This window comes from Pseudomonas sp. Leaf127, assembly GCF_001423155.1.
Classification (GTDB): domain Bacteria; phylum Pseudomonadota; class Gammaproteobacteria; order Pseudomonadales; family Pseudomonadaceae; genus Aquipseudomonas; species Aquipseudomonas ovata.
This window is the reverse complement of sequence record NZ_LMOA01000025.1, coordinates 203,987-229,572: the sequence shown is the minus strand read 5'-3', so window position 1 is coordinate 229,572 and position 25,586 is coordinate 203,987. Positions and strand designations below refer to the sequence as shown.

Annotated in this window: 22 protein-coding genes and 4 tRNA genes; 18 read left to right on the top strand and 8 right to left on the bottom strand. The window is 61.8% G+C overall.

The window, feature by feature from the left end:
- The first annotated feature begins 1 nt into the window (after nucleotide 1).
- The 10 genes from ASF84_RS27145 (at nucleotide 2) to ASF84_RS27100 (ending at nucleotide 12,755) form a co-directional block, all read left to right on the top strand.
- Entirely contained in the window at nucleotides 2-1,450 is a 1,449-nt protein-coding gene (locus tag ASF84_RS27145; protein ID WP_056841987.1) for a sigma-54-dependent transcriptional regulator, read from the top strand.
- 714 nt (nucleotides 1,451-2,164) lie between these two features.
- Complete coding sequence (locus ASF84_RS27140; protein ID WP_056841986.1) at nucleotides 2,165-3,565, top strand: polynucleotide adenylyltransferase PcnB; 1,401 nt, start codon at nucleotides 2,165-2,167, stop codon at nucleotides 3,563-3,565.
- Nucleotides 3,558-4,061, top strand: a complete 504-nt coding sequence (gene folK, locus ASF84_RS27135; protein ID WP_056841985.1) for a 2-amino-4-hydroxy-6-hydroxymethyldihydropteridine diphosphokinase — start codon at nucleotides 3,558-3,560, stop codon at nucleotides 4,059-4,061. The genes ASF84_RS27140 and folK overlap by 8 nt, the downstream gene beginning before the upstream one ends.
- A gap of 209 nt (nucleotides 4,062-4,270) precedes the next feature.
- Nucleotides 4,271-5,071: a 3-methyl-2-oxobutanoate hydroxymethyltransferase gene (gene panB, locus ASF84_RS27130; RefSeq protein WP_056841984.1), complete on the top strand. Its 801-nt coding sequence runs from the start codon at nucleotides 4,271-4,273 to the stop codon at nucleotides 5,069-5,071.
- Nucleotides 5,068-5,922: a pantoate--beta-alanine ligase gene (gene panC, locus ASF84_RS27125; RefSeq protein ID WP_056841983.1), complete on the top strand. Its 855-nt coding sequence runs from the start codon at nucleotides 5,068-5,070 to the stop codon at nucleotides 5,920-5,922. Before panB ends, panC begins: the two co-directional genes overlap by 4 nt.
- Before the next feature lie 201 nt (nucleotides 5,923-6,123).
- The gene (gene pgi, locus ASF84_RS27120; protein ID WP_056841982.1) at nucleotides 6,124-7,788 is read left to right on the top strand and encodes a glucose-6-phosphate isomerase; all 1,665 of its coding nucleotides are present in this window, start codon (nucleotides 6,124-6,126) and stop codon (nucleotides 7,786-7,788) included.
- Between the two features lie 272 nt (nucleotides 7,789-8,060).
- The gene (gene acs / locus ASF84_RS27115; protein WP_056841981.1) at nucleotides 8,061-9,998 is read left to right on the top strand and encodes an acetate--CoA ligase; all 1,938 of its coding nucleotides are present in this window, start codon (nucleotides 8,061-8,063) and stop codon (nucleotides 9,996-9,998) included.
- A gap of 277 nt (nucleotides 9,999-10,275) precedes the next feature.
- Nucleotides 10,276-11,145, top strand: coding sequence for an oxygenase MpaB family protein (locus ASF84_RS27110; protein WP_056841980.1), 870 nt, complete (start codon nucleotides 10,276-10,278; stop codon nucleotides 11,143-11,145).
- A gap of 104 nt (nucleotides 11,146-11,249) precedes the next feature.
- The gene (locus ASF84_RS27105; RefSeq protein ID WP_056842022.1) at nucleotides 11,250-12,089 is read left to right on the top strand and encodes a helix-turn-helix transcriptional regulator; all 840 of its coding nucleotides are present in this window, start codon (nucleotides 11,250-11,252) and stop codon (nucleotides 12,087-12,089) included.
- A 45-nt stretch (nucleotides 12,090-12,134) separates the two neighbouring features.
- On the top strand, nucleotides 12,135-12,755 hold the full coding sequence (locus ASF84_RS27100) for a LysE family translocator (protein ID WP_056841979.1): 621 nt from the start codon (nucleotides 12,135-12,137) through the stop codon (nucleotides 12,753-12,755).
- Between the two features lie 321 nt (nucleotides 12,756-13,076).
- Here ASF84_RS27100 and ASF84_RS27095 read toward each other — a convergent pair whose 3' ends face one another.
- From ASF84_RS27095 to ASF84_RS28860, 3 genes are all read right to left on the bottom strand, one after another.
- On the bottom strand, nucleotides 13,077-14,477 hold the full coding sequence (locus tag ASF84_RS27095; RefSeq protein ID WP_056841978.1) for an amino acid permease: 1,401 nt from the start codon (nucleotides 14,475-14,477) through the stop codon (nucleotides 13,077-13,079).
- Nucleotides 14,478-14,973: 496 nt separating this feature from the next.
- The gene (locus ASF84_RS27090; RefSeq protein ID WP_045483578.1) at nucleotides 14,974-15,321 is read right to left on the bottom strand and encodes a cupin domain-containing protein; all 348 of its coding nucleotides are present in this window, start codon (nucleotides 15,319-15,321) and stop codon (nucleotides 14,974-14,976) included.
- 211 nt (nucleotides 15,322-15,532) lie between these two features.
- Nucleotides 15,533-15,961: a pilin gene (locus tag ASF84_RS28860; RefSeq protein WP_082481879.1), complete on the bottom strand. Its 429-nt coding sequence runs from the start codon at nucleotides 15,959-15,961 to the stop codon at nucleotides 15,533-15,535.
- 223 nt (nucleotides 15,962-16,184) lie between these two features.
- On the opposite strand from ASF84_RS28860, the gene pilB reads away from it, so the two are divergent.
- Genes pilB through yacG form a run of 5 tightly spaced genes read left to right on the top strand, consistent with a single transcriptional unit; the run spans nucleotide 16,185 to nucleotide 20,802 of the window.
- Entirely contained in the window at nucleotides 16,185-17,882 is a 1,698-nt protein-coding gene (gene pilB / locus ASF84_RS27085) for a type IV-A pilus assembly ATPase PilB (protein ID WP_056841977.1), read from the top strand.
- Between the two features lie 2 nt (nucleotides 17,883-17,884).
- On the top strand, nucleotides 17,885-19,102 hold the full coding sequence (locus ASF84_RS27080) for a type II secretion system F family protein (protein ID WP_056841976.1): 1,218 nt from the start codon (nucleotides 17,885-17,887) through the stop codon (nucleotides 19,100-19,102).
- A 1-nt stretch (nucleotide 19,103) separates the two neighbouring features.
- Nucleotides 19,104-19,976 (top strand): prepilin peptidase, encoded by an 873-nt coding sequence (locus ASF84_RS27075; RefSeq protein ID WP_056841975.1) that lies wholly within the window; start codon nucleotides 19,104-19,106, stop codon nucleotides 19,974-19,976.
- Nucleotides 19,973-20,596, top strand: a complete 624-nt coding sequence (gene coaE, locus ASF84_RS27070; protein ID WP_056841974.1) for a dephospho-CoA kinase — start codon at nucleotides 19,973-19,975, stop codon at nucleotides 20,594-20,596. Before ASF84_RS27075 ends, coaE begins: the two co-directional genes overlap by 4 nt.
- Nucleotides 20,593-20,802: a DNA gyrase inhibitor YacG gene (gene yacG, locus ASF84_RS27065; RefSeq protein ID WP_056841973.1), complete on the top strand. Its 210-nt coding sequence runs from the start codon at nucleotides 20,593-20,595 to the stop codon at nucleotides 20,800-20,802. The genes coaE and yacG overlap by 4 nt, the downstream gene beginning before the upstream one ends.
- A gap of 620 nt (nucleotides 20,803-21,422) precedes the next feature.
- Here yacG and ASF84_RS27060 read toward each other — a convergent pair.
- Nucleotides 21,423-21,890 carry a hypothetical protein gene (locus ASF84_RS27060; protein ID WP_056842021.1) on the bottom strand — a complete coding sequence of 156 codons (468 nt, stop codon included), beginning with the start codon at nucleotides 21,888-21,890 and terminating at the stop codon, nucleotides 21,423-21,425.
- Nucleotides 21,891-22,026: 136 nt separating this feature from the next.
- Here ASF84_RS27060 and ASF84_RS27055 point away from each other — a divergent pair, with 136 nt between their 5' ends.
- The 3 genes from ASF84_RS27055 to ASF84_RS27045 all read left to right on the top strand — a co-directional run bounded on the left by ASF84_RS27055 (nucleotide 22,027) and on the right by ASF84_RS27045 (nucleotide 24,702).
- Nucleotides 22,027-22,656: a DUF1780 domain-containing protein gene (locus ASF84_RS27055; protein WP_056841972.1), complete on the top strand. Its 630-nt coding sequence runs from the start codon at nucleotides 22,027-22,029 to the stop codon at nucleotides 22,654-22,656.
- Entirely contained in the window at nucleotides 22,656-23,165 is a 510-nt protein-coding gene (locus tag ASF84_RS27050; RefSeq protein ID WP_056841971.1) for an MOSC domain-containing protein, read from the top strand. The genes ASF84_RS27055 and ASF84_RS27050 overlap by 1 nt, the downstream gene beginning before the upstream one ends.
- Before the next feature lie 238 nt (nucleotides 23,166-23,403).
- On the top strand, nucleotides 23,404-24,702 hold the full coding sequence (locus ASF84_RS27045; RefSeq protein WP_056841970.1) for an NAD(P)/FAD-dependent oxidoreductase: 1,299 nt from the start codon (nucleotides 23,404-23,406) through the stop codon (nucleotides 24,700-24,702).
- 179 nt (nucleotides 24,703-24,881) lie between these two features.
- On the opposite strand, the gene ASF84_RS27040 is transcribed toward ASF84_RS27045, so the two are convergent.
- From ASF84_RS27040 to ASF84_RS27025, 4 genes are all read right to left on the bottom strand, one after another.
- A tRNA-Pro gene (locus ASF84_RS27040) sits at nucleotides 24,882-24,958 on the bottom strand.
- Nucleotides 24,959-25,055: 97 nt separating this feature from the next.
- Nucleotides 25,056-25,131, bottom strand: a tRNA-Lys gene (locus ASF84_RS27035).
- A gap of 6 nt (nucleotides 25,132-25,137) precedes the next feature.
- Nucleotides 25,138-25,214 (bottom strand) — tRNA-Pro (locus ASF84_RS27030).
- Nucleotides 25,215-25,248: 34 nt separating this feature from the next.
- A tRNA-Asn gene (locus tag ASF84_RS27025) sits at nucleotides 25,249-25,324 on the bottom strand.
- Nucleotides 25,325-25,586: the final 262 nt, after the last annotated feature.

Below are 25,586 nucleotides of genomic sequence, written 5' to 3'. Positions count from 1 at the left end.
AATGCCGCATATTCTGATCGTCGAAGACGAAACCATCATCCGCTCGGCCCTGCGCCGCCTGCTTGAGCGCAACCAGTACCAGGTCAGCGAAGCGGGCTCGGTGCAGGAGGCTCAGGAACGCTTCAGTATCCCCTCGTTCGACCTCATCGTCAGCGACCTGCGCCTGCCCGGCGCACCCGGCACCGAGCTGATCCGCCTCGGTGAAGGCAAGCCGGTGCTGATCATGACCAGCTACGCCAGCCTGCGCTCGGCGGTCGATTCCATGAAGATGGGTGCGGTGGACTACATCGCCAAGCCCTTCGACCACGATGAAATGCTCCAGGCCGTGGCCCGCATCCTGCGCGACCGCCAGACCACCCATGGCCAGGCACAAGCGCCGGCCGGCGAACGCGCTGCCAACGGCAAGGCCGGCGGCGCGCCCGACAAGCCTGCCGCCGGCAACGCCAACGGCGAAATCGGCATCATCGGCTCCTGCCCGCCCATGCAGGACCTGTACGGCAAGATCCGCAAGGTCGCGCCCACCGACTCCAACGTCCTGGTACAGGGCGAGTCCGGCACCGGCAAGGAACTGGTCGCCCGTGCCCTGCACAACCTGTCGCGCCGGGCCAAGGCACCGATGATTTCGGTCAACTGCGCGGCCATCCCTGAAAGCCTGATCGAGTCGGAACTGTTCGGCCATGAAAAAGGCGCCTTCACCGGCGCCAGCGCCGGACGCGCCGGGCTGGTCGAGGCCGCTGACGGCGGCACGCTGTTTCTCGACGAGATCGGCGAACTGCCGCTCGAAGCCCAGGCACGGCTATTGCGCGTACTGCAAGAAGGCGAAATTCGCCGGGTGGGCTCGGTGCAGTCGCAAAAGGTCGATGTGCGCCTGATCGCCGCGACCCACCGTGACCTCAAGACCCTGGCCAAGAACGGCGAATTTCGCGAAGACCTGTACTACCGCCTGCACGTGATCGCCCTCAAGCTGCCGGCCTTGCGCGAGCGTGGCAACGATGTGCTTGAAATCGCCCGTGCGTTCCTGGCGCGCCAGAGCGTCAAGGCCGGCCGCCCCGATATGAAGTTCGGCGCCGACGCCGAACAGGCCATTCGTCAGTACAACTGGCCCGGCAACGTACGCGAACTGGAAAACGCCGTGGAGCGCTCGGTGATCCTGAGCGAAAGTGCCGAGATCTCTGTCGACTACCTGGGTATCGACATCGAGCTGGCCCTGCTGGACGACGAGGAATTCGTCGGCCTGTCGCCACTGACCAGCAGCGTCAATGGCACCAACCATGAGCCGACCGAAGACCTGTCGCTGGAAGATTACTTCCAGCACTTCGTCCTCGAACATCAGGACCACATGACCGAGACCGAGCTGGCCCGCAAGCTGGGCGTGAGCCGCAAATGCCTGTGGGAACGTCGCCAGCGCCTGGGCATTCCACGCCGCAAAGGGGTCGCGAACGAGACGTGACCGTTTTTTCGGTAACAGTTCCCTCAGGGGAGCAAAAAACGTTACCGATGCTTTGCCAGTCGTAACAAAAGCCGGGGTTTACGGTAACGCAGCCCCGGCTTTTTTTCGCCCATTGCAGGAGCCACGCGCAGCAAACCCCCTGTTTACGGGCATTTGCAAAAGTTGGCACAGGTCCTGCTATATGCTTAGTACAAGAAAAATAAAAACCCGATGCACCCACACAATAAAAACAAGACGAAACGACTCACGCATAACAAGAACAACACGGCGGAGGCGCAGCTAACTGATTCTTTTGGAGAGGTGTTGTATTTGGGGCTTGCCCCGCAACCAGGCCGAGAACAACAAAAACTACCCCAAGGTAGCGCCTGAACTGGTTGGATCGATTGATCATTGCACTACAGCGGCCAAAGCAATCCGTTTGCTCTTTACTCTCGGTTTGAGAGGTTTCACAGGAAAAACGCCTGTGAATGGGCACCCAACAAAAACAAGAGCCCGCACTCATAATAAAAATAAAGAGCACGCACTTTGGGGGAGCTTCGGCTCCCCTGGTAGCTTCTGGAGTCCGGAAGCCAGCCTTCCCTTCTCGAAAATCCCCCTCCAGATTGCCCCCGCGACGACGCTTCCTACACCATTGCACGATCAAATGCTAGAATCCCCGCCCATCATGCGGTCATTCCCTGTTTTGGCCGAATATTCCTTCAAACAGTGCATCCCATGCTGAAGAAGTTGTTCCAGTCATTCCGCTCCCCGCTGCGTACGCCGCAGCAACACATACGTTCCACGCCGATCGTGCTCAATAGCAACCAGCACTCGCTGCAACGTGCCCAGTTCAGCCGTCATGCGGTCAACATCGTCGAGCGCCTGCAAACCGCAGGCTACCAGGCCTACCTGGTCGGCGGTTGCGTACGCGACCTGCTGCTGCAGATCAATCCCAAGGATTTCGACGTCGCCACCAGCGCCACGCCCGAGCAGATCCGTGCCGAGTTTCGCAACGCACGCATCATCGGCCGGCGCTTCAAGCTGGTTCACATCCATTTCGGCCGTGAAATCATTGAAGTCGCGACCTTTCGTGCCAACCATCCGCACGAAGACGACGAAGAAGACACCAATCAGTCTTCACGCAACTCCAGCGGCCGGATCCTGCGCGACAACGTCTATGGCACGCTGGAAGACGACGCACAGCGCCGCGATTTCACCATCAACGCGCTGTATTACGATCCGGTCACCGAGCGCATTCTCGACTACGCCAACGGCGTACACGACATTCGCAACCGGCTGATCCGCCTGATCGGCGATCCGCAACAGCGCTACAAGGAAGACCCGGTGCGCATGCTGCGTGCGGTGCGTTTCGCAGCCAAGCTCAATTTCGGCATTGAAAAGCACAGCACCCTGCCGATTCGCCCGCTGGCGCCGATGCTGCGCGATATTCCGGCAGCCCGCCTGTTCGAAGAAACCCTCAAGCTGTTCCTGTCCGGGCACGGCGAGATGACCTTCGAGATGCTGGTTGACCTTGAACTGTTCGACTCGCTGTTCCCGGCCACCGCCAAGGCGCTGGAATACAACCCGACCTACACCCATACGCTGATCAGTCAGGCCCTGGCCAACACCGACCTGCGCGTGCGCCAGGAAAAGCCGGTGACCCCGGCCTTCATGTTCGCTGCCCTGCTCTGGCCGGCCTTGCCGGCCAAGGTCCTGCGCCTGCAGGAGCGCGGTGCGCCACCGCTGGCGGCCATGAACGAAGCCTCGCACGACCTGATCGTCGAGCAGTGCCGCAGCATCGCGATTCCCAAGCGCTTCACCCTGCCGATCCGCGAGATCTGGGACATGCAGGAACGCTTGCCACGCCGTGCCGGCAAACGCGCCGACCTGCTGCTGGACCACCCGCGCTTTCGCGCCGCCTATGACTTCCTGCTGCTGCGCGAAAGCGCCGGCGAGCAGACCGACGGCCTGGGCGACTGGTGGACCCGGTATCAGGATTGCAACGAGAGCCAGCGCCGCGACATGATCCGCGACCTGGGCAGCAAGGAAGAAGCCGGCACCGGCCCGCGCAAGCGTCGGCGCAGCAACTCCAAGCGCAAGACCGATGGCGACGGCGCAGGCGTGTTCGATGAGTGAACGCGCCTACATCGGCCTGGGCAGTAACCTCGCCGAGCCGGCCGCGCAATTGCGCCATGCCCTTGAAGCGCTGCAGCGGCTGCCCGGCAGCCATCTGGCCGGCGCCTCGTCGTTCTATGTCAGCGACTCGCTGCTGCCCGGCCAGCCGCGCTACACCAACGCGGTGGCCGCGCTGGACACCGAACTGGCGCCACTGGCACTGCTCGACGCCCTGCAAGCGATCGAGCAGGACCAGGGCCGCGAGCGCCTGGAACGCTGGGGCCCGCGCACCCTGGACCTGGATATCCTGCTGTTCGGCGATCACCTGATCGACGTGCCGCGCCTGCAAGTGCCGCACTACCACATGCACGCCCGCGCCTTTGTGCTGTACCCACTGGCCGAGCTGGCACCCGACCTGCATCTGCCCGACGGGCGCATTCTGAGCCAGCTGCTGGCCGAGTGCCCGTTTACCGGGCTGGAGCGGATGCCCGTTCCGTCTGGTCCGGATTCCTTGTAACCGTCGTGTGTCACCCGTTACCTTGCCAGCCGGTCGGGGTAACAACCGCAATTGACTTCATGCCCCTCCCTCACGAATATAGGCCTCCCGCCGCCAACCCCGTTGGCGCATGGGCGCGAAACAGGCCATTGCGAAACACCGCGCTACGACGGTGTGCCTGCTTTCAGGCGTGCTCGACTGTTCAAGCGCCTGGTGATGGAGGAAATTAAATGCCGGTTACAACCGTTACGTCGCTGCAGGCCCTCAAGCTCAAGGGTGAAAAGATCACCATGCTGACCTGCTATGACGCAACTTTCGCCCATACGGCCAGCACGGCGGGCGTCGAGGTGCTGCTGGTCGGCGACTCGCTGGGCATGGTCCTGCAAGGGCATGACAGCACCCTGCCGGTGAGCACCGCCGACATGGCCTACCATGTGGCCTGCGTCAAACGCGGTAACCAGGGCGCGCTGATCGTCGCCGACCTGCCCTTCATGGCCAACGCCACCGTCGAACACACCCTGCTCAACAGCGCGACGCTGATGCAGGCCGGCGCGCACATGGTCAAGGTCGAAGGCGCCGCCTGGCTGGCCGACTCCATTCGTCACCTCACCGACCGCGGCATCCCGGTGTGTGCCCACATGGGCCTGACCCCACAGACCGTCAACGTAATGGGCGGCTACAAGGTCCAGGGCCGGCTCGAAGCCCAGGCCCGGCAGATGCGCGCCGATGCCATCACCCTGGAGCAGGCCGGTGCCGCCATGATCCTGCTCGAGTGCGTGCCGGCCGAACTGGCCGAGGAAATCACCCATGCCGTGAAGATTCCGGTGATCGGTATCGGTGCCGGCAACGCCACCGACGGCCAGGTACTGGTATTGCACGACATGCTCGGCCTGTCGATCAGTGGCCGGGTGCCCAAGTTCGTCAGGAACTTCATGATCGGCCAGCCTGATATCCAGTCGGCCATCCAGGCGTATGTCAGTGCCGTCAAGGACACCAGCTTTCCCGCCCCTGAACACGGATTCTCGGCATGAACACAGTACACAGCGTCCAGGACCTGCGCGCCGCCGTGGCGCAGGCCCGCCAGGCCGGCAAGCGCATCGCTCTGGTGCCGACCATGGGCAACCTGCACAGTGGCCACACCACGCTGGTCAGCCGCGCCGGTGAACAGGCCGATTTCGTCGTCGCGAGCATCTTCGTCAACCCGCTGCAGTTCGGGCCCAACGAAGACCTGGCCACTTACCCGCGCACCCTGACCGCCGACCAGGAAAAGCTCCAGCAAGCCGGCTGCCACCTGCTGTTCACACCGGGCGTGGCCGACATGTACCCCAACGGCATGGACGACCAGACCCGGGTCAGCGTCCCGCACCTGTCCGAGGGCCTGTGCGGCGCCAGCCGGCCAGGGCACTTCGAGGGCGTGGCCACGGTGGTCAGCAAGCTGTTCAACATGGTCCAGCCCGACGTGGCAGTGTTCGGTGAAAAGGACTTCCAGCAACTGGCTGTGATCCGTGCGCTGGTGCGCGACCTGAACATGCCCATCCGCATCATCGGCGAGCCCACCGTGCGCGCCGCCGACGGGCTGGCCCTGTCGTCGCGCAACGGTTACCTGAGCGACGAACAGCGCGCCGTTGCGCCCGTGTTGTATCAGGTGATCACCCGGATCGGCGAGCAACTGCGCCAGGGCAGCACCGACATTGCGCGCCCGCTCGATGAAGGCAAACAGACACTTGAAAGCGCAGGCTTTCGCGTCGATTATCTAGAGGTCCGCGAGGCGTCCAGCCTGCGCCCGGCCAGCCCTGAAGACCACGACCTGGTGGTCATTGCCGCCGCATACCTGGGCAAGACCCGGCTGATCGACAACCTGCACCTGAATAGCGTTTCCTGACGCTCAAATTGCGGGCACGGCAGTGAACCAACGCCCTGCCCGCGCTGCCTTATCGAGACAAACCGTCGGCACACACCGGCGGACCATGGAGTGACAAGCCCGGACATCGATGTGTTACTGAATGTCGAGCCCAGAACCTGCCGCGCATCACGCGGCTTTGAAATGTCCACAGGCCGTTCAAGTTAAAGGAATCCCCCAGCGATGGCGTACTACCGCAATCCTTCCGATGTGACCGCTCTGCCCGCTTGGCAGGCGTTGAGCCAACACCGCCAGGCCATGCAGGACTTCAGCATGCGCGAGGCATTCGCCGCTGACCCGCAGCGCTTCAGCCAGTTCACCCTCAGCAGTTGCGGCCTGTTTCTCGACTACTCCAAGAACCTGATCACCCACGAAACCCGCGACCTGCTGGTCACGCTGGCCAACGACGTGGGCCTGAAAGAAGCCATCAAGGCGCAATTCGAAGGCGAGCTGGTCAACTCCTCCGAAGGCCGCCCGGCCCTGCACACGGCCCTGCGCCGTCCGGTGGGCGACAAGTTGCTGGTCAACGGCACCAACATCATGCCCGACGTGCACAAAGTGCTGAGCCAGATGACCGAGCTGGTCGGGCGCATCCACGATGGCCTCTGGCGCGGCTACACCGAAAAACCGATCACCGACGTGGTCAACATCGGCATCGGCGGCTCGTTCCTGGGCCCCGAGCTGGTCTCCGAAGCGCTGCTGGCCTACACCCACAAGGGCGTGCGCTGCCATTACCTGGCCAATATCGACGGCAGCGAATTCCACGAGCTGTCGCAGAGCATCCGTGCCGAAACCACACTGTTCATCGTGTCGTCGAAGTCCTTCAATACGCTGGAAACCCTGAAGAACGCCCAGGCCGCCCGCGCCTGGTACCTGGCCCAGGGTGGCTCGGAAGCCGAGCTGCATCGCCACTTCATCGCGGTGTCGAGCAACAACGCGGCGGCCGTGGCATTCGGTATCCGTGAAGAAAACATCTTCCCGATGTGGGACTGGGTCGGCGGGCGCTACTCGCTGTGGTCGGCCATCGGCCTGCCCATCGCCCTGGCCATCGGCATGTCCAACTTCAAGGAGCTGCTGTCGGGCGCCTACACCATGGACCAGCACTTCCTCAACGCACCGTTCGAGCAGAACATGCCGGTGCTGCTGGGCCTGCTGGGCGTGTGGTATGGCAATTTCTGGGGCGCGCAGAGCCACGCGATCCTGCCGTACGACCACTACCTGCGCAACATCACCAAGCACCTGCAACAGCTGGACATGGAATCCAACGGCAAGAGCGTGCGCCAGGACGGCACACCGGTCGCCACCGACACCGGTCCCGTGATCTGGGGCGGCGTCGGCTGCAACGGTCAGCATGCCTACCACCAGTTGCTGCACCAGGGCAGCCAGTTGATCCCGGCCGACTTCATCGTGCCGATCGTCAGCTTCAACCCGGTGGCCGACCATCACCAGTGGCTGTACGCCAACTGCCTGTCGCAGAGCCAGGCACTGATGCTGGGCAAGACCCGCAGCGAAGCCGAAGCCGAGTTGCGCGCCAATGGCGTGGCCGAAGAGCAGGTGCAGAAACTGGCGCCGCACAAGGTCATCCCGGGCAACCGTCCGAGCAACACCCTGGTGGTCGAACGCATCAGCCCGCGCCGCCTGGGCGCACTGGTCGCCATGTACGAGCACAAAGTCTTCGTGCAGAGCGTGATCTGGGGCATCAACGCCTTCGACCAGTGGGGCGTCGAGCTGGGCAAGGAACTGGGCAAGGGCGTCTACCAGCGCCTGACCGGCGGCGATGAAGCGCCGGCCGAAGATGCCTCCACCCAGGGCCTGATCAACTACTTCCGCGGCCGCCACCGCGGCTAAAGCGAACCGCTCCTACGCTGTAAACACCGTAGGAGCGCGCTTGCCCGCGACCGGCTGCGTTAGCAGTCGTAAATTTGTGGCCTTTCATAGATCCCTGATGGGTTTGCAGTCGTAAATTTGTGGCGTTTCGCAGATTTTGCGAGCGCTGCGTACTCGGTCGCGGGCAAGCGCGCTCCTACTGGGCTCCGGGTCGTTCGGCCGGGCGTCGTTGAACCCTCCTCCAGTGACATGACTCCTATTCTTGTAGGCCCCTCAAGAACAAGGAAAACGTCATGTTCGATATCAGCGAATTCCCCAAAGCCGATGCCGTGCGCCGTGCCGCGCGCCTGAGCCCTGAGGATTACCAGCGCCTGTACCGCCAGTCGGTCGAGCAGCCCGAGCGCTTCTGGGCCGAACAAGCCACCGCCTTGCTCGACTGGAGCGCGCCCTGGACCGACGTCTGCCAGAGCGACCTGCGCACCGGCCAGGCCCAGTGGTTCAAGGGTGGCCAGCTAAACGTCAGCCACAACTGCATCGACCGTCACCTGGCCACACGCGGCGATCAGGTCGCGATCATTTGGGAAGGCGACAACCCCACCGAATCGGCCGAAATCACCTACAAAAAGCTGCATCACCATGTGGCGCGCCTGGCCAATGTGCTCAAGCAGCGCGGGGTGAAGAAAGGCGACCGGGTGTGCATCTACATGCCGATGATTCCCGAGGCCGCCTACGCCATGCTCGCCTGCGCGCGCATCGGCGCCGTGCATTCAGTGGTGTTCGGCGGTTTCTCCCCCGAAGCCCTGCGCGACCGCATTCTGGATGCCGATTGCCGCACCGTGATCACCGCCGACGAAGGTGTGCGCGGCGGCAAGTACATTCCCTTGAAGGCCAATGTCGACAAGGCCCTGCAAAGCTGCCCCGACGTCAGCACCGTGCTGGTGGTCGAGCGCACCCAGGGCGAGATCGACTGGGTCAAGGACCGCGACCTCTGGTACCACGAAGCCCTGCGCGGCGTCAGCGATGACTGCCCGCCCGAACCGATGGACGCCGAAGATCCGCTGTTCATCCTCTACACCTCCGGCAGCACCGGCAAACCCAAGGGCGTGATGCACACCACCGGCGGCTACCTGCTGCAAGCGGCCCTGACCCACCGGCATGTCTTCGATTACCAGGACGGCGAAGTCTACTGGTGCACCGCCGACGTCGGCTGGATCACCGGGCACAGCTACATCGTCTACGGCCCGCTGGCCAACGGCGCGACCACGCTGATGTTCGAAGGCGTGCCCAACTACCCGGACAGCTCACGCTTCTGGCAGGTGATCGACAAACACCAGGTCGCCATCTTCTACACCGCGCCCACCGCCCTGCGCGCCCTGATGCGTGAAGGCCCAGGCCCCTTGCAAAGCACCTCGCGCGCCAGCCTGCGCGTGCTGGGCAGCGTCGGCGAGCCGATCAACCCGGAAGCCTGGGAATGGTATTTCCATCAGGTCGGCCAACAGCGCTGCCCGATCGTCGACACCTGGTGGCAGACCGAAACCGGCGGCATCATGCTCAGCCCGCGGGTGGGCGACAGCCGCATCAAGCCCGGCTGCGCCACCCGGCCGCTGTTTGGCGTGCAACCGGTGCTGCTCGACGAGCACGGCAAGGAAATCGAAGGCGCCGGCAGCGGCCTGCTGGCGATCAAGGCCAGTTGGCCGGGGCAGATCCGCAGCGTGTACGGCGACCCGCAACGGATGATCGACACCTACTTCAAGCCGTATGCCGGCTACTACTTCACCGGTGACGGCGCCCGCCGCGATGCAGACGGCGACTACTGGATCACCGGCCGGGTCGACGACGTGATCAACGTTTCCGGGCATCGCATCGGCACCGCCGAAGTCGAAAGCGCGCTGGTGCTGCACGACAACATCGCCGAGGCCGCCGTGGTCGGTTACCCGCATGACGTCAAAGGCATGGGCATCTATGCCTTTGTCACGCCCATCAACGGCGTCGAACCCAGCGATGACTTGAAAAAGGAACTGCTGGCGCACGTCAGCGCCGAGATTGGCAGCTTCGCCAAGCCCGAGCTGATCCAGTGGGCCCCGGCGCTGCCCAAGACCCGCTCGGGCAAGATCATGCGCCGCATCCTGCGCAAGATCGCCTGCAACGAACTGGACAGCCTGGGCGACACCTCGACCCTGGCGGACCCGGCCGTGGTGGACGACCTGATCGACAACCGCCTCAACCGCTGACACCCCCCGGCTTACACCCCCCCGTAGGAGCCCGCTTGCCGGCGACCGGCTGCGCAGCAGTCGTAAATTTGTGGCGTTTCACAAATCTCTACGAGCGCTCCGCACTCGATCACGGTGGTCCGGCATTCCGGCAAGCGCGCTCCTACCCGGGCCGATGTGTGCTGCGCGACAGCGTGCCGCCTTGGCGGCGGGTGATCGCCTAAGGAAAAGACCAATGGCCGCCCCCGCGCCCCTGCAACGGTATACTCCAGGCCTGTATCGATTCTGATAAGAGCCCATGGAATTCATTCGTCGTCGTATCGAAACGCAGGTCCTGAGCCTCACCGGCCTGGCCCTGGGGCAACTGGACCTGGAAAACCCCAAGGGCGACCCCGGCCTGTTCGGCCCGCAATCGGTGTGCTGGCGGGTCAACAGCGACTTCACCAGCATGCTGATCGGCGGCATAGGTGCCTTGATGCTGCAAACCCTGCACCCGCTGGCCCTTGCCGGGGTCTGGGACCACTCCAGCTTTCGCCAGGACATGCTTGGCCGCCTGCGGCGCACCGGGCAGTTCATCTCGGGCACCACCTTCGGCTCGACGCACGACGCGCAATGGCTGATCGACAAGGTGCGCACCATTCACCTGCGCGTCACCGGCACCGCCCCTGACGGGCGTCCTTACGCCGCCAGCGACCCGGCCCTGCTGACCTGGGTGCATGTCGCCGAAGTCAGCAGCTTCATGGCCGCGCACCTGCGCTACGTCAACCCGCACCTGTCGATTGCCGAGCAGGACGCCTACTTCACCGAAACCGCCCATGTGGCCGAACAACTGGGCGCGCGTGACGTGCCGCATTCGGCGCAGGCCATTGCCGACTATTTGCAGGCCATCCGCAGCGAACTGGTGTGCACCGAGCGCAGCCATGAAGTGATCCGCCTGCTGCTCGAAGAGCCAGCGCCCAACCGCCTGGTCAAGCCGTTCGGCGCGCTGATGATGCAGGCCGGCATCGACCTGCTGCCCGACTGGGCCAGCCAGATGCTGGCCATCGAACAAGGCCCGACCAAACGCACGCTGGTCCGTGCCGGCGTACGCCGGGTCGCCCCGGTGCTGCGCTGGGCGGTGCGCAACGGCTCGGCCAACCGGGCGCGGCGGCGCATGGGGGTCGAATGAGCCAGGCTGCACAAATCTTCTAGATTCGCTCCTGAGTACGCAGGCCATACTGCACAACGGGCGGATAGCGCGCCCGCGCAATGTTCATCGACAGGCAAGCCCGCATGGCCACAGACCACTGGATCACCCTGAAACTGGACGCCGAGACCGGTATCGAGACGATCCGTGCGCACTTCACCGGACACGCCTACGACCCGCACTGGCACGACAGCTACCTGATCGGCATCACCGAACAGGGCGTGCAGCAGTTCAACTGCCGCCGACAATTGCACAACAGCCTTCCGGGCCAGGCCTTCATGCTGGAACCTGGCGAAGTGCACGACGGTAACGCCCCGGCGCCGGACGGTTTTACCTATTCGATGCTGTACCTGCAACCGCACTGGCTCGACGCTCAGATGCGCGCCCTGTTCGAAGACGCCCCGGCTCATTGCCTGCCCGGCTTCAGCCATACGCTGGCCTGCGAGCCGGCCCTGGTGCAGCACATCGCCCGCGCCTTTGCCGCGCTGCATCACCAGGACCTGCGCATTGTGCGCCACGCCGCGCTGGACGACCTGCTCGAAACCCTGAGCCGCACCCTGCACTGGCGGGCGCCCGGCCCCGAGCCGCTGCGCCTGCCCAGCGTGGCGATCAAGGCCCGTGAATACCTGCATGCGCATGTCGAGCAAGACATCGGCCTGGACGACCTGGCTGGCGCCACCGGCGTCGACCGCTTTCGTTTGTCGCGTGCCTTCAAGGCGGCCTACGGCCTGGCGCCGCATGCGTACCTGGTGCAACTGCGCCTGAGCCTGGCGCGCAAGCTGCTGCGCCAGGGCCTGACCCCGGCCGATGTCGCCGCCGCCCTGGGCTTTGCCGACCAGAGCCACCTGGGCCGCTGGTTCCGCCGCGCCTATGGCCTGAGCCCGGCCCGCTACCGCAGCCACTGCACAAACCTTCCAGACCGCTGAGCCTGGGGCCGCGACAATCGCCGCCTGCCTTAGTGGAGCCTGCCGATGACCCAATACCTGCCCTTCATTGCCTTTGCCTTCGTCGCCTCGATCACCCCGGGCCCGACCAATATCCTGGTGCTCAGCCACAGCGCCCTGCACGGCCTGCTGGCCGCCTTGCGCATCACCCTCGGCGCCTGCGCGGGTGCCGCGCTGATCGTGCTGCTGGTCGGCCTGGGCCTGGGGGAAATCCTGCAAAGCCTGCCTGGGCTGCAGACCGCCATGACCTGGGCCGGCGTGGCCTGGATCAGCCGCCTGGCCTGGCAACTGTGGCGCAGCGCACCCGCGTCCCTGACGCCAGACACCGCCAGCCAGCCCCTCGGCGCCTGGAGCGGCGCCAGCCTGCAAGCGATCAACCCCAAGACCTGGCTCATGGCCCTGGCGGTGATCAGCGTATTCGCCGGCACCGACGCCCGCGCCCACGAATACGGCCTGCATGCCGCCATCTTCTTCCTGGTGGCCCTGCCGTGCCTGACAGCCTGGGCGCTGGTGGGCCAGGGCGCGGCCCGCCTGCTGACCCACCCCCGCGCCCAGCAACGCTTCAACCGCGCCATGGCTCTGCTGTTACTGGTGTCGGCCTGGGCCAGCGTCATCCCGGTTTCACAGGTGATTGCGCTCTATCACTGACACACACCGTTGCTCAGCAGAACAAGACTTGAGGCAGAGACCGACCGGTGCTCCGGTTGCCGGCGATGACGGCGAAACAGACACAGCAGATTCGTCGACCGCCACACACCCTTACGGCAAACCAGGACCCCAGTAGGAGCGCGCTTGCCCGCGACCGGCTGCGTTAGCAGTCGTAAAATTGTGGCGTTTCATGGATCCCTGATGGGTTTGCAGTCGTAAATTTGTGGCGTTTCGCAGATTTTGCGAGCGCTCCGCACTCGGTCGCGGGCAAGCGCGCTCCTACAAGGCTGGATCAAAATCCAGCAAGATGAGTACGACCCATCAAGCCCCTTCCGCCACCCCTCCCGGCTCATCCCGCCGCCCATGCCGGCGTGCCATGACAATCCCGAGCAGCGAGATCACCAGCGCCAGGCCGATGGTCGAGGTGATCTCGGCGCGGTGTTCCGGGGTGATCATCATCACGATCAACGCCGCACTGATGAAAATGATCACCGCATAGGTCAGCCACGGAAACAGCCACATCGGCAGGGCAATCTCGGCGTTCTGCCGGACCAGCATGCGCCGCATGCGCAGCTGCGAAACCGCGATCACCAGGTACACCAGCAAGGCAATGGCACCGGAGCTGGCCAGCAGGAAATCAAACAGCCCCGAAGGCGCGAAGTAACTGACCACCGTGATCACCGCACCCAGAATCGTGCTGGCAAACACCGCCGTGCGCGGCACACCCACTTTCGAGGTCACGCGCACGGCCGCCGGCGCTTCACCGCGCTTGCCCAGCGAATACAGCATGCGTGAAGAAATGTAGATCGAGGAATTCATGCAGCTGCCGACCGCAACCAGCACCACCACGTCGACCAGGAACTTGGCGAACGGAATGTCCATGAGTTCCAGCGCCCGCTGATAAGACCCCACCACCGCCAGTTGCGGGTCGTTCCACGGCACCACGGAAATGATCACGAACACCGACAGGATATAAAACACGCCGATCCGCCAGATCACCGAGCGCGTGGCGCGGGCAATATTCCTGGCCGGATGGCTGGACTCGGCCGCGGCAATGGTCACGGCCTCAGTGCCGATAAAACTGAACATCACCGTGATGAACGCGCCCACCACAGCGGAATAACCATTGGGCGCAAAGCCGCCATGGTTCTCCATCAATGTGCTCAGGCCACTGACTTCGCGCCCTGGCAACCAGCCCATCAGCACGGCAAAGCCCAGGCTGATAAAGCCGATAATGGCCGCGACCTTGAACAACGCGAACCAGAACTCGAATTCGCCGTACTTGGCGACACTGAACAGGTTGGTCGCCGCCAGCAGAATGATCGACAGCAAGGCAAACAGCCAGGCATCGACCTGCGGAAACCACTGGTTGAGCACATGCCCCGCCGCCAGTGCCTCGATGGGAATCACCAGGACCCAGAACCACCAGTACAACCAACCAATGGTAAACCCCGCCCACGGGCCGATGGCCTGGTCGGCGTAGGTCGAAAACGAACCGGTATCGGGATTGGCCACCGCCATCTCACCGAGCATGCGCATCACCAGCACCACCAGCAAACCGGCACAGGCGTAAGAAAGGATGGTGGCCGGGCCGGCGGCGGCAATGGCATGGCCGGAGCCGACAAACAGACCGGCGCCGATAATGCCGGCAATGGATAACATTGTGACGTGACGCGGCTTGAAACCTTGCGCCAGTTGACCGCTGGAGTCGGGGCTGATCATGGGTCTTGTTCTTCTCTTTCTGACGGTGAGTGCTGTCGAAGCGGCGCACCTTACACGCTGTCGCACGGCTAACACACGCCAGCGAACGCCAATGAAAACGCCCCGCCACCTTACCCCCGGGCCACACCGGACAAATTATCCGAGTGCGGCACAGACAGAAACCAATCACGACACCCACCCGCCCACGAAATGCCACACCCACGTCACTGACACAACGCTACCGCACAACCACACGGACCGCTGTAGGAGCGCGCTCTGCCGGAATGCCGGACCACCGCGACCGGCTGCGCAGCAGTCGTAAATTTTCAGCGTTTCATAAAACTCTATGAACGCTGAGCGCTCAATCGCAGGCAGCAGTCGTAAATTTTCAGCCTCTAATCAATATCCCCAAGCCAACCCCGCCCCCCTCAACAAAAACCAACCCCAAAAAAAATGGCCACAGCTTGCGCCGCGACCAAAAAGGTGAGGAGAAAAGAACAGCTGAAATCAAAACCTGTCAGGCAAACACGAAATACTTGCGCACCGTCTCGACCACTTCCCAAGTGCCTTTCATACCCACTTCAACGATGAACTTGTCACCGGCCTTCAAGTGAATCGGCTCCTGGCCATCCGGGGTGATGATGCAATAGCCTTCCTGGAAATCGCAGTACTCCCACTTCACGTACTCCACGCGCCATTTGCCAGGCGTGCAGATCCACGTGCCCATGATCTTCGAGCCGTCTTCGGAGGTGTAGGCATTGAGGTTGACCGTATGCGGCTCGCCTTCGATGCGCTCCCATTTGCAGGCGTCGACGACGGGTAATGGGGTGGTGTCGCGCAGGACGGTGATGGGTTTTTGAGACATGGGAAGAGTGCCTGGATGAGTGGGGAATGTCATCGCAGGGTATGGGGTTGCGGGATGCGGGGGATGTCTGGGGTCGACGTCGGGTTGCCTGTTAGCGCACGATATGCGGTTACTAAAAAGCCTGCACGTATGCAGGCTTAATAAACGAGAGCAGTAACATATGGAAAGGGAGCAATAACGATCTATCCATGCCCCCAAACATGCAGCTAACTTAGAATGCCGCAGTACAAAGTATCGGTGCAGGAGCATGGGCAGCCAAGCAACCACTGTTTGTCCGGGCCCATGTCAATGCTCCACCGGCAGATGTAGGAGTCAAAATGAGAGTAGATGAAGCACTCGTTGTATCAGTAGGGGTTACTGTGATAACTCCATCTGTAACACCTACACTGGCAACGTTAGTAGTCGCGATTGTATCAGGAATACCATTCGCGTTAAGATCACAGGCAGTGAGAACGCCACCGAAGGTTTGAGCACAAAGGGCCACTGCCGTTTGGTAAGTACTCGCAACAGATATAACTTCAGAGAAGCGAGCCTTCATTGTATAGTTTTGATATTGCGGAATTGCCACCGCCGCCAAAATGCCGACAATCGCCACAACGATCATCAGTTCGATCAAGGTGAAGCCTTTTTGTACGTTCATATATCCATCTCCAAGGCGTCAAATTCAGGGGCCTTAGTAAAGTGTTAGCACAGGTCATGCCAATTCAAAAAGCTTGTCTTTAAGGGGCATAAAATTTTTCTGCTCGCCTCTGAACGTACTGTCTTTCACCAAAACTGCCCTTTTTTGTCACATCCTAAATCCTCATTTGGCAGCACCGCCCGACTACGCTATAACCGACCCACTGTCTGTGTCTGGTGGTTCTATGTCTGATGTCGTCCTTAGCGGCCTTGCCAAGCAATTGGTCGAAGCCGAGCTGTTAACCGAAAAAGCGGCCCAGCAGGCCTATCAACAGGCACGCCGCGACAAGGTCTCGCTGGTCAGCTACCTGGTTCAGAGTCGCCAGGTCAAAAGCCTGACGCTGGCCGAGGTGGCCTCTGATCAGTTCGGTGTCCCTTTTTTCGACCTGAGCAGCCTCGACAAGGAAAGTCAGCCCAAAGGGCTGGTCAGCGAAAAGCTGGTGCGCCAGCACCATGCCCTGCCTTTATGGCGACGTGGCAACAAACTGTTTATCGGTGTTTCGGACCCCACCAATCATCAAGCGGTCACCGACATCCAGTTCAGTACCGGCCTGAATACCGAAGCCATTCTGGTTGAAGATGACAAGCTGAGCGACGCCATCGATAAGTTCTTCGATACCGGCAGCGGAATGGGGGATCTTGCCGATGTCGATCTGGGCCTGGATATCGAGCCGGTCGACAGTGCCAAGGAAACCAGCCTTAGTTCAAAAGGCGATGCCGATGACGCCCCAGTCGTACGTTTCGTCAACAAAATGCTACTTGACGCCATTCGCATGGGCTCTTCGGACTTGCACTTTGAACCCTACGAAAAAGTCTTTCGGGTGCGCTTTCGTACCGATGGCATCCTGCACGAGGCCGCCAAACCGCCGATTCATCTGGCCGGACGCATCGCCGCCCGCCTGAAGGTCATGGCCAGCCTGGATATCTCCGAACGACGCAAGCCACAGGACGGTCGCGTCAAACTGAGAGTCTCGACCAATAAAGCCATCGATTTTCGTATGAATACCTTGCCCACGCTGTGGGGCGAGAAAATCGTGATGCGGATTCTCGACCCGAGCAGTGCGCAGATGGGCATTGATGCCTTGGGTTATGAGCCGGAGCAGAAAGCGCTGTACCTGGAAGCCTTGAAGCAGCCGCAAGGCATGATTCTGGTCACCGGCCCTACCGGCTCAGGCAAGACCGTGTCGCTGTACACCGGCCTGAATATTCTCAATACGGTAGACATCAATATCTCCACCGCCGAAGACCCGGTGGAGATCAACCTGGAAGGCATCAATCAGGTCAACGTCAATCCACGTCAGGGCATGGACTTCACCCAGGCCCTGCGCGCGTTTCTGCGTCAGGACCCTGATGTCATCATGGTCGGTGAGATTCGTGACCTGGAAACAGCCGAGATTGCAATCAAGGCCTCGCAGACCGGCCACTTGGTGTTGTCGACTTTGCACACCAATAGCGCGGCAGAAACCCTGACTCGACTGCACCATATGGGCGTGGCGGCGTTCAATATCGCGACAGCCATCAACCTAATCATTGCCCAGCGCCTGGCACGCAAGCTGTGTCCACATTGCAAGAAGGAAGTCGAAATCCCCAACGAGACCTTGCTCAAGGAAGGCTTTCCCGAAGCGCGTCTTGGCACCTTCAAGCTCTATGCCCCGGTTGGCTGCGATAATTGTAACGGCGGCTACAGAGGCCGCGTCGGTATTTATGAAGTCGTGAAGAAAACACCGCAACTGGAGCGAATCATCATGGAAGAAGGTAACTCCCTGGATATTTCCGAGCAGATGCGCAAGGACGGTTTCAATGACCTGCGCACCTCTGGCTTGATCAAGGCCATGCAAGGCATTACCAGCCTGGAAGAAATCAACCGGGTGACCAAGGATTAAGCATGGCCAACAAGGCAGTCAAAGTCAGTACGTTTACCTGGGAAGGTATTGATCGCAAAGGCACCAAGGTCAGCGGCGAGCTGAATGGCCACAATCCGGCCCTGATCAAGGCACAGCTGCGCAAGCAAGGCATCAACCCGACCAAAGTACGCAAGAAAGCCGTGTCGATTTTCAGCCGGGGCCAGAAAATCAAGCCGCTGGACATTGCCTTCTTTTCCCGGCAAATGGCAACCATGATGAAAGCCGGCGTGCCGTTGCTGCAGTCCTTCGACATCATCAGCGAAGGCGCGGAAAAACCGGCCATGCGCAGCCTGGTCAATGGCCTGAAGCAGGAGGTCGCCGCCGGCAACAGTTTTGCCACCGCCCTGCGCGGCAAGCCTGAATATTTTGATGACCTGTTCTGCAACCTTGTCGACGCCGGCGAACAGGCGGGTGCGCTGGAAAGCTTGCTGGACCGCGTGGCGACTTATAAGGAAAAGACCGAAGCCCTCAAGGCCAAGATCAAGAAGGCCATGACTTATCCCATTGCCGTCATGATCGTGGCGCTTATCGTTTCGTTGATTCTGCTAATCAAGGTGGTGCCGCAGTTCCAGTCTGTATTCGCCGGTTTTGGTGCAGAGCTGCCTGCATTTACGTTGATGGTCATCGGCTTGTCCGAGATCGTTCAGCAATGGTGGCTCGCCATTCTGGGAGCGGGTTTTGCCGGTGCGTTTCTATTCAAACGCTCCTACAGGCAATCGCAGAAATTCCGCGACACGGTTGATCGCTTTCTTTTAAAGGTGCCACTCGTTGGGCCGTTGATTTTCAAATCTTCAGTGGCTCGCTACGCCCGAACGCTGGCCACAACGTTCGCTGCCGGTGTGCCGTTGGTCGAAGCCTTGGACTCAGTCGCCGGAGCGACCGGCAACGTGGTGTTCAAAAACGCAGTCCACAAGGTTAAACAGGACGTCGCTACCGGCATGCAACTGAACTTCTCCATGCGCTCGACGGGCGTCTTTCCGACGCTGGCCATACAGATGACAGCCATTGGCGAGGAATCGGGTGCACTGGACACCATGCTCGATAAAGTTGCGACTTATTACGAGGATGAAGTCGACAATATGGTCAGCAGCCTGACAACCCTGATGGAGCCCATGATCATGGCTGTATTGGGGGTAATTGTCGGCGGCCTGGTCATTGCCATGTACCTGCCGATCTTCAAACTCGGCGGTGCTGTCTGATATGCAATTTCTGGATTTTCTCGCAGCTTCGCCAATCGCCCTGATCACCACTACCCTGATCCTAGGCCTCTTGATAGGCAGCTTCCTCAACGTCGTCATCCACCGCCTGCCCAAGATGATGCTCCTGGACTGGCAAGCGCAGTCCCGCGAAGTCCTCGAACTCCCGGCTATCCCCAAGCCCGAGCGCTATAACCTGCTGCTCCCCCACTCCCACTGCCCGCAGTGCAACCACACGATCCGCGCCTGGGAAAACCTCCCGGTGGTCAGTTGGCTCCTCCTCAAAGGCCGCTGCTCCGCCTGCCAGACGCCAATCAGCAAACGCTACCCGCTGATCGAACTCACCTGCGGCCTGTTGTCAGCCTTCATCGCCTGGCATTTCGGCTTCGGCTGGCAAACCGCGACGATGCTGGTCCTGACCTGGGGCCTGTTGGCGATGAGCATGATCGATGTCGATCACCAGTTGCTACCGGACTCTCTGGTCCTGCCGCTGTTATGGCTGGGGCTGATCGTCAACAGTTTCGGCCTGTTCGCCTCCTTGAGCGATGCGCTGTGGGGCGCGGTGGCGGGTTATCTGTCGTTGTGGTCGGTGTTCTGGCTGTTCAAGCTGGTGACCGGCAAGGAGGGCATGGGTTATGGCGATTTCAAGTTGCTGGCCATGCTCGGGGCCTGGGGCGGCTGGCAGGTGTTACCGCTGACCATTCTGCTGTCATCGGTGGTCGGGGCGGTGCTGGGGGTGATTTTGTTGCGGTTGCGCCGGCTTGAAGGCGGTGCGCCGATGCCTTTTGGTCCGTATCTGGCGATTGCGGGGTGGATCGCTTTGCTGTGGGGTGGTCAAATAACCGACTCTTATTTGCAGTTTGCCGGTTTCAAATGACTCATCCTGTTGAAAAACCCTGGATCCTTGGCCTGACCGGCGGCATTGGCAGCGGCAAGAGCGCCGCTGCGCAGTGCTTCATGGACCTTGGCGTGCATGCCGTGGATGCCGATCATGCCGCGCGCTGGGTGGTCGAGCCGGGCCGTCCGGCGCTGGCGCAGATTGCCGGGCATTTTGGGCCGGGCGTGCTGCAGGCCGATGGCACGCTGGACCGCGCCGCCCTGCGCGCCTCGATCTTTGCCGACCCTGATCAGCGACGCTGGCTGGAAGCCTTGTTGCATCCGCTGATCCGCGGAGAAATTGCCACCCACCTGGCGCAGGCGACCTCGCCCTACGCGATCCTGGTGTCGCCGCTGTTGATCGAGTCGGGGCAGTACAAGCTCGCCCGACGCGTGCTGGTGATCGATGTGCCGCCGGAGGTGCAACTGGCCCGTACGGTTGCACGCGACGGGGTCAGCCAGGCGCAGGTCGAGGCCATTCTCAAGGTGCAGGCGCCGCGTGAAGAACGCCTGCGCCATGCCGACGATGTGCTGGTCAACGACCGCGATCCGGCCTGGCTGCAACAGGAAGTCGAGCGGCTGCACCACTTTTATCTGTCTTTACCTGGAGGCCCGTCATGAGCCAACCTTTGATCGTTCAATGCCCGACCTGCGACGCCCCGGTGGAATGGAGCGCTGCCAGCCCGAACCGGCCCTTCTGCTCGGACCGCTGCAAGCTGATCGACCTGGGCGCCTGGGCGTCGGAAGAACATGCCATTCCGGTGAGCCCGGATGCCGAAGACGACCTGTTTACCGAAGACCTCGAAAGGCCGTACCGCGAGCATTGATGGCCTGACACCGGAGCGAAGGCTGCTGCAGGTGGGAGGGGCCGGTCGGCGCCCCGGTCTGCTTGCGATAAGAGTCAGTCGTCTCGAACATGCTCAGCGTCTGTGATACCGCCATCGCCAGCAGAGCTGCCTCCCACCGTCTGATGCCAGGCACAAAATCCGGGGTGCTCATCAAACCTGTGGGAAGCTGCTCTGCTGCGGGCGGCGATCCGGCGATGAGGCCGGCAAGGCCCATGCACCTGCTGCGCCTGTTCCATCGCCATCGCCGGCAAGGCCGATCTATCTGATGCGTCTGTTCCATCGCCATCGCCGGCAAGCCGCCTCCCACAGTCTGGTGCCAGGCACGAGATTCAGGGTCACATCAACCTGTGGTGGGCTGCTTTGCTGCGAGACCTTGGGCGACATCAATCTGTGGGAGGCGGCTTGCCGGCGATGAGGCCGGCAAGGCCCATACACCTGCTGCGCCTGTCACACAGCCATCGCCAGCAGTTGCCTCCATAGATCAACGCAATGCTTGACTGGCCGGCTTGCCGCAGGACCGGCTTTAGCCGGGAAACAGGCGCTGCTGTCCTTTCGCGGCTGAAGCCGCTCCTACCTGGCGGTTCGCCGCCCGGCCGGTCCTACCTCTGCGGCTTTTCCAGCGCGCTGCGCAGCGCCTGGGCGTCGCCGAACTGCTGTTGGTCGACCACCTTGCCGTCACGCAATTGCAGCCACAGGACCTTATCCTCGTCGCCGGGATACTGCGGCACCACGCGTGATTCGCGGTCCAGGAGCACGCGGTAGCTGTAGTCGCGCATTTTCGGGATGGCGAACATCGTGGCGATGATCGACGGCATCTTCTGAATGTCGGCGACAAACACGGTGTGGCGGGCCTCCAGAAAGCCCTTGGGCTTGTCTTCCAGCGCGCTCTTGAGCAGTTTGGCGGCGTCCATGCTGCGGGCCACCAGCAGGGTCTGCGCCTGCTCGTTCAAAGTGTAGGGCTGGTCGTACTGGTCCAGCAGGGTCCAGGGGGTCAGGCGATCACCGCGCTCTAACGCCTGGGCGCTCAGGGGCAGCAGTGCCAGCAACAGGATAGGCAGCAATTTCAAGGCGTTGTCCTCGCGTTGAGTCATTGGGGTCGCGCAGACGGCGATTGTGCGCCTCTGTGCCGCGTGGCAGGCTACAGCCCTGACACACCGCCTGAACAGGGCATTTTCATTTTCAGTCACTGCGATGCGACGGCCCATGGATGATCCAGATTACCTGCGCCTGCTGACCAATCAGGCCGAACAAGCCAATGCCTTTCTTTCCAATGCGCGAAAGTGGGAGCGTGAACGCTGGGTGTGCGAGCGCCTGTTGCAAGGCTTGAACATCCCGCACCGTCACGAGGACTTTCTGCCGGCCAATAAAGAGCCGCCGGACGTGCTGTTTCATGACGCGCGCTTCGAGGTGTTTTTCGTGATCGACGAAGGCCGGCGCCTGAACGATGAATGGCGCGAAGAGCTGGCCCGCCGGCGCAGTGCCTATTCGCTCAGCCAACTGGTGCGCCGCGAGGCCAAGCCCAAGCGGGTGCCGGCCCCGGCGCTGCTGCGGCGCCTGGCGCCGACCTTGAGCAAGAAGGCCAGCAACTACCGCGAGCGCGGCCTGGACCTGGGCGAACTGGACATCATCGCCTTTGCCAGCCTCAAGCGTGAAGCGCTGGACCTCAACAGCCATTTTCCGCCGCCCACCGAATACCTGCGCCAGGGCTGGCGCTCGTTGTCGCTGGTGGGCTCCAACTTTGCCCGGGTGCTGTTTGCGCACCCGGGTGCGCCGGATTTCCTGCGCACCAACCTGGGCCGTACCGTGGTGTTCGATGTGGGAATAAGCCTGTGATGAGTCCGCTGCAGCAACTGATTGCCGATGTACCGCAACAGGGCCAGGTGCGCTGGATTGGCGTGCGCCCGCAATCGCGGGCGGCGATGATCGAACTGGAGGCGGTCGAGGCGCGCCGCGAAGCTGGCCTGACCGGCGACCATGCCCGCCCCGGCCCACGCAATGCCCGGCAGGTGACGCTGATCCAGTGGGAACATCTGGCGGTCATCAGCTCATTGCTGGGGCGTCCGGCCGAGCAACCGGTGCTGGCGCAGGACCTGCGGCGCAATCTGGTGATCAGCGGCATCAACCTGTTCAGCCTCAAGAACCGGCGCTTTCGCATCGGCCAGGCGATTCTGGAAACCACCGGCTGGTGCCAGCCTTGCGCGCGCCTGGAACAGAATCTGGGCCTGGGCACCTTTCAGGCGGTACGCGGGCATGGCGGAATCACCGCCCGAGTGATACAAAGCGGAATCATTCGCTTGTGCGACACGCTGCAGGTCGAACCACTCGACCTGCAAACCTTGTAGCGTATTGGCGGTCTATTGCGTCTATACCCTATCGAACATGAGCCCTGCGTTGTGCCCAGTCCTTTTCTGAGCGTCCTGCATCCGGTCGAGCGCCTGCCCTGTATGGCCAGGATCGCTCCCGTGCACGGCGCATCGATGGCGCAACCCTCCCCTTTTTCAGCCCGATCTGCCGCTATGAGCTGCCTTGCGCTCGCGCAGACCGTGCCTGCCGGTTTCCTTAACCTTACGAGTAATCCTTATGACTCATCGCATTGTCATCGTTGGCGGCGGCGCCGGCGGTCTCGAGCTGGCCACCCGCCTGGGCAAGACCCTGGGCAAGAAAGGCACCGCCAGTGTCACGCTGGTCGACGCCAACCTGACCCACATCTGGAAACCACTGCTGCATGAAGTGGCCGCCGGCTCGCTCAACTCCTATGAGGACGAGCTGAACTATGTGGCCCAGGCCAAGTGGAATCACTTTCAGTTCCAGCTCGGGCGCATGACCGGTCTGGACCGTGCCAGCCGCAAGATTCACCTGGCCGCCACCCAGGACGAGAATGGCAACGAACTGGTGCCCGCCCGCAGCCTGGACTACGACAGCCTGGTGATCGCGGTGGGCAGCACCACCAATGATTTCGGCACGCTGGGCGCGGCCGAGCACTGCCTGTTTCTCGACACCCGCAAGCAGGCCGAGCGTTTTCACCAGCAGTTGCTCAACCACTACCTGCGGGCGCACGCCGGGCAAGACAACAGCACCCAGGAGATCAGCGTGGCCATCGTTGGCGCCGGTGCCACCGGCGTCGAGCTGGCCGCCGAGCTGCACAACGCCGCACACGAACTGGCCGCCTACGGGCTGGGGCGCATCAAGCCGGAAAACCTGCGCATCACGGTGATCGAGGCCGGCCCGCGTGTGCTGCCGGCCCTGCCCGAGCGCATCGGCGGCCCGGTGCACAAGACCCTGGAAAAACTGGGGGTCACGGTGCTGACCAATGCGGCGGTCAGTGAAGTGACGGCCGATAACCTGGTGACCAGCAGCGGCCAGGTGATTCCGGCGCAGCTCAAGGTCTGGGCGGCGGGCATTCGTGCACCGGGCTTCCTGCAGGACCTGGACGGGCTGGAGAGCAACCGCATCAACCAGTTGCAGGTGCTGCCGACCCTGCAGACCACCCGCGACGAAAACATCTTTGCCTTTGGCGATTGCGCGGCTTGCCCGCAAAAAGGTACGGACCGCAATGTGCCACCGCGCGCCCAGGCCGCCCACCAGCAGGCTTCGCTCTTGGCCAAGTCGCTGCGCTTGCGCATCGAGGGCAAGGCGCTGCCGGAATACAGCTACAAGGACTATGGTTCGCTGATTTCGCTGTCGCGCTTCTCGGCGGTCGGCAACCTGATGGGCAACCTCACCGGCAGCGTCATGCTGGAAGGCTGGCTGGCGCGGATGTTCTATGTCTCGCTGTACCGCATGCACCAGACAGCGTTGTACGGGGCGTTTCGCACGCTGATGCTGATGCTGGGCAGCCGGATCGGCAAGGGCACCGAGCCGCGCATGAAGCTGCATTGACGGGTTTGGTGGCTGAAGCGGGTTACCGCTTCGGCCACGAGGGCTTGCCAGCCGGTATGACGAGCCACGGATAAAAATCACGCACAACAAAAAAGGCGTCCCGAAGGACGCCTTTTCTGTTCGATTCACAGCGGTTGGCTGCGAATCCGTATTTTCGCCCTGGCAAAGCCAAGTGAAAATGGTCGGGGTAAGGGGATTCGAACTCCTGACATCCTGCTCCCAAAGCAGGCGCGCTACCGGACTGCGCTATACCCCGTTACTGCTTAAACACACCCCGTGAGGGGTGTTTTAACAAGAATGATGCAAGTGGCATCATTTCCCTAAGATTCGGCCCAATGTTGCAAGACCAAAAATGGTGGGTCGTGTGGGATTCGAACCTACGACCAATTGGTTAAAAGCCAACTGCTCTACCAACTGAGCTAACGACCCAAAGAATGGTCGGGGTAAGGGGATTCGAACTCCTGACATCCTGCTCCCAAAGCAGGCGCGCTACCGGACTGCGCTATACCCCGACACGTACAACCTTTTACAACCAGAACCTGAATCTGGCTCCACGACCTGGACTCGAACCAGGGACCCAGTGATTAACAGTCACTTGCTCTACCAACTGAGCTATCGCGGAACGTCTTCAGATCCAATCTCATCGACCTTTGCGCTTCGCATTTCGCGTTACGTTCACGTCTCTGAGGCGCGCCATTCTACAAGATTCAAAACACCTGTCAACACCCTAAATTGCTTTTACTACAATGATTTGCGATTTTTTTTCAGAAGGCCTTTTTCATAGGGTCAAAGGCCTTGTTACGGTCCGCCGTGCAGGGAAGGTGCCCTCTCTATAGAAGGTGGCACCCTTCCCGGCTGAGCGGATCGTCGCCCGGCCGGTCCTG